9 protein-coding genes are annotated in these 7,548 nt (G+C 71.7%); 6 read left to right on the forward strand and 3 right to left on the reverse strand.

Annotation, left to right across the window (positions count from 1 at the left end; translation table 11 throughout):
- Positions 1-717, reverse strand: a 717-nt coding sequence (locus VF794_RS39100; RefSeq protein ID WP_331118700.1) for a serine/threonine-protein kinase, incomplete at its 3' end; no start/stop codon positions are given.
- Positions 718-1,153: 436 nt separating this feature from the next.
- Here VF794_RS39100 and VF794_RS39105 point away from each other — a divergent pair.
- Positions 1,154-2,356 carry an NAD(P)/FAD-dependent oxidoreductase gene (locus VF794_RS39105; protein WP_331118702.1) on the forward strand — a complete coding sequence of 401 codons (1,203 nt, stop codon included), beginning with the start codon at positions 1,154-1,156 and terminating at the stop codon, positions 2,354-2,356.
- A 157-nt stretch (positions 2,357-2,513) separates the two neighbouring features.
- A complete protein-coding gene (locus VF794_RS39110) occupies positions 2,514-2,894 on the forward strand; it encodes a hypothetical protein (RefSeq protein ID WP_331118704.1) in 381 nt (126 codons plus the stop codon).
- Between the two features lie 16 nt (positions 2,895-2,910).
- Here the strand turns inward: VF794_RS39110 and VF794_RS39115 are convergent, their stop codons facing one another.
- On the reverse strand, positions 2,911-3,774 hold the full coding sequence (locus VF794_RS39115; protein WP_331118716.1) for a metallophosphoesterase: 864 nt from the start codon (positions 3,772-3,774) through the stop codon (positions 2,911-2,913).
- 147 nt (positions 3,775-3,921) lie between these two features.
- Here VF794_RS39115 and gluQRS point away from each other — a divergent pair, with 147 nt between their 5' ends.
- The 4 genes from gluQRS to VF794_RS39135 are packed head-to-tail and all read left to right on the forward strand — an operon-like array spanning position 3,922 to position 6,959.
- On the forward strand, positions 3,922-4,866 hold the full coding sequence (gene gluQRS, locus VF794_RS39120) for a tRNA glutamyl-Q(34) synthetase GluQRS (protein ID WP_331118706.1): 945 nt from the start codon (positions 3,922-3,924) through the stop codon (positions 4,864-4,866).
- Positions 4,866-5,411 (forward strand): AgmX/PglI C-terminal domain-containing protein, encoded by a 546-nt coding sequence (locus VF794_RS39125; protein ID WP_331118708.1) that lies wholly within the window; start codon positions 4,866-4,868, stop codon positions 5,409-5,411. Before gluQRS ends, VF794_RS39125 begins: the two co-directional genes overlap by 1 nt.
- Before the next feature lie 39 nt (positions 5,412-5,450).
- Positions 5,451-6,287, forward strand: a complete 837-nt coding sequence (locus VF794_RS39130; RefSeq protein ID WP_331118710.1) for a GNAT family N-acetyltransferase — start codon at positions 5,451-5,453, stop codon at positions 6,285-6,287.
- A gap of 48 nt (positions 6,288-6,335) precedes the next feature.
- The gene (locus VF794_RS39135; protein WP_331118712.1) at positions 6,336-6,959 is read left to right on the forward strand and encodes a tRNA-(ms[2]io[6]A)-hydroxylase; all 624 of its coding nucleotides are present in this window, start codon (positions 6,336-6,338) and stop codon (positions 6,957-6,959) included.
- Between the two features lie 15 nt (positions 6,960-6,974).
- Here VF794_RS39135 and VF794_RS39140 read toward each other — a convergent pair.
- A partial coding sequence (locus VF794_RS39140; protein ID WP_331118714.1) for an SLC13 family permease occupies positions 6,975-7,548 on the reverse strand: 574 nt, incomplete at its 5' end.

Consider the following 7,548-nt stretch of genomic DNA (forward strand, 5'->3'; position numbering starts at 1 on the left):
CACGTCCACGCCTCCCTCGTCGGTGAGCCGGAAGGGAAAGCGCCCCGTCAGCAACCGGTAGAGCACCACCCCCAGCGCGAACAGGTCATCCCCGGGCCCGGCCCGGTAGTGCGCGCCCGGCACGCCCGCGTGCGCGCGGCCGAAGGCCCACGCCTCGGGGGCTCGGTAGCGGAGCGTGCCTGGAGGGAAAAGGCCCTTCGTCAGCGTGGCGTCCCCCTCGTGGTAGCCCACGCCGAAGTCCACCAGCACCGCCTGCCCGGTACTCTGGCGCACCAGGATGTTGGCCTCCTTCACGTCCCGGTGCACCACCCGGGCCTCGTGCACCACCGCCAGCGCACGTGCCACCTCCAGCACCCGCTCCACCACCTCGCTCGTGTCGCGCCCGGGCTGGCGCCCCCATTCCTCCAGCGTGGGGCCCTCAATCAGCTCCAGCCTTATCCACAGGAAGCGGGGCTTGGCGTCGGGCCACTGGCCCGCGCCCAACTGGCGCACGAGGTTGGGGTGGTGCAGGCGCGTGCCCAGCGCCATCTCGCGCCAGGCGCGCTCGGCCCGTTCGGCGCCCTCGTCCAGGGGCAGCAGCTTGAGGGCGGACAGGTAGCCATCCGGGCCCCGCACCCGGTACACGGTGCCGAAGCCTCCGGAGCCCAGCACGGCCTCCACCACGTCCCCGCCAATGCGGGTGCCGGGCGGCAGCGGCGGCCTGTCGAGCGGACTCATGGCTCCCTCGTCGCGCGGGGGGACGGGGTGCTGGGGACTGGGGACCGGGGTTGTGCGCACAGGTGGGGACTACCTCCCAGGACCTCAACCTAGCAGGTCGAGCGCCGGGGCTGGGGCCGTAGAAGGTGCGCCGGTCGCCCGGCCCGTCGCGGCGGACTCCCTCCGAGCCAACTGCCCCTCTTCGCTCGTCGTCGACGACGAGTGGTGTGCGACAACCGCCCCCTTTGATCGTAGTCGACCACGAGCGATGTAGGGCAAACACATACATTGCTCGTAATAGACTACAACGGAGGCGCGGCAATGCCCCTCTTCGCTCGTGGTCGACTACGAGCGAGGTGCGCGGGCCGTCCTCATCCGGAACCGTTGACGACACCCTGCCCGCACTGCGCTGTATACGGTCGCCACCTTCTGCGGCGATTCCCCGAGCCGAGGCTTCATGTCCCTCTCGTCTTCCCCCCACGTCGCCATCGTTGGCGCGGGTCCGGCCGGTTCCTCCGCGGCCACGTTCCTGGCACGGCAGGGCGCTCGCGTGACGCTGCTCGAGCGCCACCGGTTTCCCCGCGACAAGATCTGCGGGGATGGCTGCACGCCTCGGACGTTGTGGATGCTGGAGCGGTTGGGGATTGGTGAGCTGCCCGGCACCGAGGCCGCGCCGGTGGACTCGGTCTACTCCGTCTCTCCCGGCGGAGTGGTGCTGGAGGCGGAGATTCCTCCCCGGCTCTTCGGCGGCAAGGCCTGCATCATCCCCCGCCAGTTGTTGGACGAGCGGCTGGTCCAGCACGCGGTGCGGGCCGGCGCCGAGCTGCGCGAGGGGGTGCGCGTGGACGGACTCGAGCGGGACGGCCACGGCATCCGCCTCCAGTGCCGCGGCGGCGAGTCCCTGCGCGCCGACGTGGTGCTGGGGTGTGATGGCTCGCCCTCGGTGGTGCGGCGCGCGCTCGGGGCCCCCGACTTCCCGGAGCGGGAGGGGGCCTTCGCGGTCCGCGCCTATTACGAGGACGTCCACCTCTCCCACCCCCGGAGCCTGGCCTTCTTCTGGGAGGAGGAGCTGCTGCCCGCCTACGGGTGGATCTTCCCGCTGCCCGGCGGCCGGGCCAACGTGGGGCTGGGCATCCGGGCGGACCAGCTCGCCGTCTCCAGGTTGAAGCTGCCCGAGCTGATGGAGCGCTTCTGCGCCAGCCCCCACGTGGCGGCGGAGCTGGCCGGGGCGCGGCGCGTCGGCAAGGTGAAGGGCCACCACATTCCCTTCGGCTCCTTCGCCCACCACACGCTCTTCGACAGGGCCCTGCTGCTGGGGGACGCGGCCGGTTTCGTCAACCCCCTCACGGGCGAGGGCATCGAGTTCGCCCTGGAGTCGGGAGCCTTCGCCGCCGAGTCGGTGGCCGAGGCGGTGGCCAGCGGGGACTTCTCCACGCGGGGACTCGGCGGCTACGCGAGGCGCTGGGAGTCGCGCTTCCGCGCCGCGTTCCAGCTCAACCGCCGGGTGATGAACATCTTCGAGCGTCCCCGCTTGCTGGACCGCGTCATCCGGGCGGCGGGCCGCAACACGAGGGTGCGCGACGAGCTCATCGACATCATCAGCGGCGACGCCACGCGCCTGTCCTGGCGATTCCTCGTGGCGGCGGTGATCGGGCGCTGAGCGCACGGGCGCCAACCCCGCCCCCACGCGGTACCACACCGCTCTGACACATGGCGGACGTCCGCCGACGCCGCGGGGTGAACACTTCCCCGCCCCCTTGCACGCCCTCGGGCCGTGGGCACATTCTTGCCGCGGACGGTCCAATTGGGAGGTGGGCATGCTTTCCATCCACGAGCACTCAACCCTGGAAGAGGCGAGCGTCGAGTTGCTCGACTTCGTATTCACGCCGTCCAACTGGGTGGCGGCACTGGCGCCAGAGGCCGCGCCCACCTCGGTGCCACAAGACGCGCAGTACCAGCGGCGCGTGGGCTCGCTGCGCATCTACGCGACGGTGGAGGTGACGCCCTCGCTGGACGTCTTCCTGCGCGTGGCCTTCCGCGCGCCCGGTCTCTCGCCAGTGAAGGCCGCGGACCACCTCGAGGCCTTCCTCAAGACGCGCATGCCGCTCACGCCCAACACCGAGTGGCAGGTGGAGGTGGACGAGCGCCGGTGGATCCACTTCGTGCGGCGCTACGCCGCCCCGCACCTCCAGGCCTGAGGCGGCCCGGGCGGGCTCAGTGCCTCACCGTACCAGGCACGTGCTTCTGCCCGCCCACCACCTGGCCGTCCTTCACCTCGATGAGCCAGTAGCCCTCGCGCCCCCGCTGGGTGGACGAGCCCGCGCTGAAGATGTGCGGGCGCTCGGCGGTGGCCGGATGGTGGTAGCGGTGGTGGATGTGGCCGTGCAGCACCGCGTAGCGCGGCCCCGGCAGCAGCTTGAAGAGCGCCCGCGCATCCCTCAACCCGTGGAAGTACCCGTCCGCCCGGCCCCGGTGGGTGAGCGGCGCGTGGTGCACCACCACCAGGAGCGCCCGGCCGGCGAGCCTCGGGTCCTTCACCAGCGCCGCCAGCCCGTCGAGCTGCGCCGCGCCAATGCGGCCGTAGGCGATGCCCGGCATGAAGGGTACGCGCGCGGACAGCAGCCCCACCACCGCCGCCTCCTGGCCCACGAGCCGCACGAAGGGGAAGGCCCCCTCGCGCCGGTGCTCGGGCAGATCGCTCTCCAGCAGGTGGCCGAAGTGGCGCGCGAAGCGTCCGGCGCGGTGGCTGCCCGGGGTGAAGACATCATGGTTGCCGGGGATGACGGTGCAGCGGCCCGGGTCCTCCCCCAGCGCCCCGAGCGAATCACGCGCGAGCTGGAACTCCGGCTCCAGCGCATAGGCCGTGACGTCCCCGGAGAGGATGAAGTGATCCACCCCATGCTGCTCCGCGTCACTGGCGATGGTGGCGAGCGTCTCGGGAGCGCGCGAGTAGGCCTTGAGGCGCCCGCCCACGGACAGCTCCGCCATGGCGATCCACCGCCGCCAGCCGAGCCGCAGCATGGGCAGGGAGGCGTAGTCCGCGGTGATGTGGACATCAGAGCAATGGAGGAAGCGCACGACGAAAAGCTGCCGCACGCATGGACCGGGAACAAGGTGGGAGCAGCGGCCTGCTTCCGAGCGCGTTAGGCTGCCGCCCACGATGAAGCCCCCCGTCACCGCCTGCCTGCTCGCGGGCACCCCGACCGAACGAGCCTCCATTTCTCCATGAGCTTCCGCGGACGCTTCGCGCCCAGCCCCACCGGGCGCATCCACCTCGGCAATGCCCGCAGCGCGCTGCTCGGCTGGCTCCAGGCGCGCGCGGCCGGTGGTCGGTTCCTGCTGCGCATCGAGGATCTCGACCGGGCGCGCTGCAAGGCCCAGTTCCTCGACGACCTGTACCGGGACCTGGAGTGGCTCGGGCTGTACTGGGACGAGACGCCCCTCGTGCAGAGCCAGCGTGACGACGTCTACCGCGAGGCCCTGGAGAAGCTGGAGCGCTCGGAGCGCGTCTACCCCTGCTTCTGCACGCGCGCGGAGATCACCCGAGCGGCCAGTGCTCCCCACGGACTGAGCGAGGAGGGGCCCCGCTACCCCGGCACCTGCACCGCCCTCTCGCCCGAGACCCGTACCGAGCGCACTCGCACACGGGTGCCGGCCCTGCGCTTCCGCGCGCGGCCCGGGGAGTGGTGCTTCGAGGACGGGCTGCACGGCCGCTGCTGCCAGGACGTGGCCTCGGTGGTGGGCGACTTCGTGGTGCGCCGCAACGATGGGGTGGCCAGCTACCAGCTCGCCGTGGTGGTGGACGACGCGGCCAGCGGCATCACCGACGTGCTCCGGGGGGATGACCTCCTGACCTCCACCCCGAGGCAGCTTCAAATCCACGAGGCCCTCGGCCTCCAGCCCCCCCGCTTCTGGCACGTGCCCCTGGTGCTGGGGGAGGACGGCAGGCGGCTGGCCAAGCGCGAGGGCGCCTTCGCGGTCGCGGAGCTACGGGAGCGTCGCCTTCCGGTCGAGCGGGCGCTCGGGTTGATGGCCGCATGGAGTGGAGTGGGAGGGGGCGAGCCCGTGACGTTGGCGGAGCTGGTGGGGCGCTTCCGGGCCGAGCTGCTCCCCCGCTCGCCCGTGGTCGCCCCGGAGGGGCTGTTGAAGCAGGCCCTGGGGCTCGACTGATGTCGGGCCGAGCCGTCTTCCTCTGGGTGGTCATCCCCTTCGTGGCCTTGAGTGTACTGGCGCTCTGGCTCACGCGGGACACGCCGGCCGAGGCCGTGTCCGTCCCCACCTCCCCTCCTCCGGTCACGCCCCGGGCCCGCCCCACGACGCCTCCCGCGCCCGAGCCCCCCGTGGCCGAGCCCCCGCGTCCCCCACCACCGCGCGAGGAGCCCGTGCCCGAGCCGCCCCCGGGCACCTGGGACAAGGAGGAGGTGCGGGTGGCCCTGCGCTCCATCCAGCCCCTGGTGCGCTCGTGCCTCCTCGACGCCTCGGTCCGTCATCCGGGCCCACACACAGTGAAGCTGCGTTTCACCCTGGAAGCGCGGGGGGAGCGCGGCGGCTTCGGGAGCCCCGAGGTGGTGGAGAGCACCGTGCAGGATCCCTTCGTGCACGCCTGCCTGGTGGATGCTCTCGCCGACACGCAATTTTCCGCCCCACCTGGGAAAGCGCCGCTGACGCTGACCCATCCGTTCGAGTTCCGCCCCGGGAAGAACGGAGGCCCTTGAAAGCCCCGCCCTGGCGTATGGTGTACTGACGACCGCGCGATGCCCGTCACCGTCCAACAGCTCGTTCCCACGGACACCGATGCGCTGAAGGCGCTGCTGGGGAAGGATCCATCCCACAACCTCTATCTGCTGGGCCTGCTGGAGGAGTTCGGCATCACGCCAGCCGACAGCCGGTGCAGCTACTCCTTCTGGGGACGCTTCGATGGGAAGACGCTGACCTCGGCGCTCTTCGTGGGGGGCGAGGGAGGGCTGCTGGTGCCCTCGGCGGGTGACGGCTCGGCCACGGGCGTCATCGCGGATGCGCTGGCGGATCGCGTGAGGCTCAAGGCCGCCGTGGGAGAGAAGTCGGCGGTGGACGCGCTGGTGCGCAGCCTGTGTACGGGCAAGCCGCGGACGTCCAAGACGCACCGCCTCTTCAGCGTCTCCGCCGACGACCTGGGGCCCTTCACCAACCCCACCCTGCGGCTGGCGCGCGAGGAGGATTTGAAGCGCGTGATGCCGCTGGCGAGCGGGTATGTGCGCGAGCTCCACGACCGCGACGCGCCCGCGGAGGATCCGCACTTCGAGGCGCGGGTAGCGCAGCGCATCCGGGCGAAGCGCACCTACGTGCTGGAGGAGAACGGCGAGCTGGTGTTCAAGGTGGACATCGGCAGCCGCTCGCAATACGGGGCCGAGCTGGAGGGCCTGTACACGGTGCCCTCGCAGCGGGGTCGGGGCCACGCCACGCTGTGCCTGGGGCAGATCTCCCGCTTCCTGCTGTCGTCGCTGCCGCGGCTCACCCTGCGGGTGGACGAGAAGGACGAGTCCATGGCGCGCATCGCCCGCAAGGTGGGCTACCTGGCCAGCCGCACCCATCGCCTGGTGCTGGTGGAGTAGCGCCCGGGAGCGGTGCGGTTACACTCCGCGCCCCGGAGCGCACGCACCATGTCCCGTCTCACGCCTGATCGCCGTCCCCTCTCCGGAGAGGGACCCGTCCTCCTCAAGGTTCCCAGCGACCCGCGCTGGCTGCCCCTGGCCCTCGAGCGCTTCAACGAGGTGCTGGTGGACCACGCGCACTGCGAGAAGAAGGCAGCGGTCAATGCCCTCTCGATGCTCCAGACCTACCCGGATCTGCCCGGCCTGCCGGCGCAGATGGCTCGGCTGGCGCGCGAGGAGAGCGCGCACCTGGCCAAGGTGCTGGACCTGATGGCGGCCCGGGGCCTGACGCTGGGGCGCGACGCGGGCGACCCGTACGCACAGGGACTCCAGAAGGTCATCCGCACCTCCCACGAGGGGCGCAAGGTGGACCGACTGCTGGTGGCCGCCGTCATCGAGGCGCGCTCGTGTGAACGCCTCTCCCTGTTGGCCGAGGGCCTGGAGGACCCCCTGCTGCGCCGCTTCTACGGCGAACTGGCGCAGTCCGAGGATGGCCACCAGGCCCTCTTCTACCGGCTGGCCGTCACCGCTGCGGGCGGGGACGAGGCCTCGGTGCGCGCCCGGCTGGAGGAGATCCTCGTCCACGAGGCCGAGGTGCTGACCCAGGTGGGCCTGCGCGCCGCCATCCACTGAGACCCGAGGCACCCCTCACTTCGGAACCACGCGCTCGCTCACCGGCTCTCGCGCGCCAGTCGGCTGGGGCCCGGCCTCCTGGAAGGGCCACACCACGGGCACCACCACGATGAGGAAGGCGAGCAGCAGGCTCGTCAGCGGAGTGCCCAGCCGGAAGAAGTCGGTGAAGCGGTAGTGGCCGGGGCCGTACACCAGCACGCAGCTTGGTTCCAGGGGCGTGATGAACGAGCAGCTCGCCGCCAGCGTCACGCCGATGGCGAAGGGCCGCGGATCCACCCCCAACTGGTGGGCGGCGCTGACGGCCACCGGGAGCACCACCAGGGCCGCGGCCTGGTTGCTCATGGGCGCCGACAGAATGATGGTCAGCGTCATCATCGCCAGCAGCACCGTGCGGGGGCCTCCGTAGCCGCCGAGCCCCGCCGCCAGGTTGCCCAGGAACCTGCCCGCCCCGCTCTCCTCCATGGCCACGCCGAGCGCCAGCATGGAGCCGATGAGCAGCACCACGCGCCAGTCCACCCGGAAGGCCCGCCGCGCGTCCACGCAGCCGGTGGCGATCATCGCCAGCATCCCCGCCAGTCCCGCCACGGAC

The sequence above is a fragment of the Archangium sp. genome (assembly GCF_036389735.1).
Classification (GTDB): Bacteria; Myxococcota; Myxococcia; order Myxococcales; family Myxococcaceae; genus Archangium.

Bases quoted from the DNA above. Each gene is read 5' to 3' on its own strand.
- VF794_RS39125 (WP_331118708.1), top strand. From the start codon at position 4,866: ATGTCGGGCCGAGCCGTCTTCCTCTGGGTGGTCATCCCCTTCGTGGCC.
- VF794_RS39110 (WP_331118704.1), top strand. From the start codon at position 2,514: ATGCTTTCCATCCACGAGCACTCAACCCTGGAAGAGGCGAGCGTCGAG.
- VF794_RS39135 (WP_331118712.1), top strand. From the start codon at position 6,336: ATGTCCCGTCTCACGCCTGATCGCCGTCCCCTCTCCGGAGAGGGACCC.
- VF794_RS39130 (WP_331118710.1), top strand. From the start codon at position 5,451: ATGCCCGTCACCGTCCAACAGCTCGTTCCCACGGACACCGATGCGCTG.
- gluQRS (WP_331118706.1), top strand. From the start codon at position 3,922: ATGAGCTTCCGCGGACGCTTCGCGCCCAGCCCCACCGGGCGCATCCAC.
- VF794_RS39105 (WP_331118702.1), top strand. From the start codon at position 1,154: ATGTCCCTCTCGTCTTCCCCCCACGTCGCCATCGTTGGCGCGGGTCCG.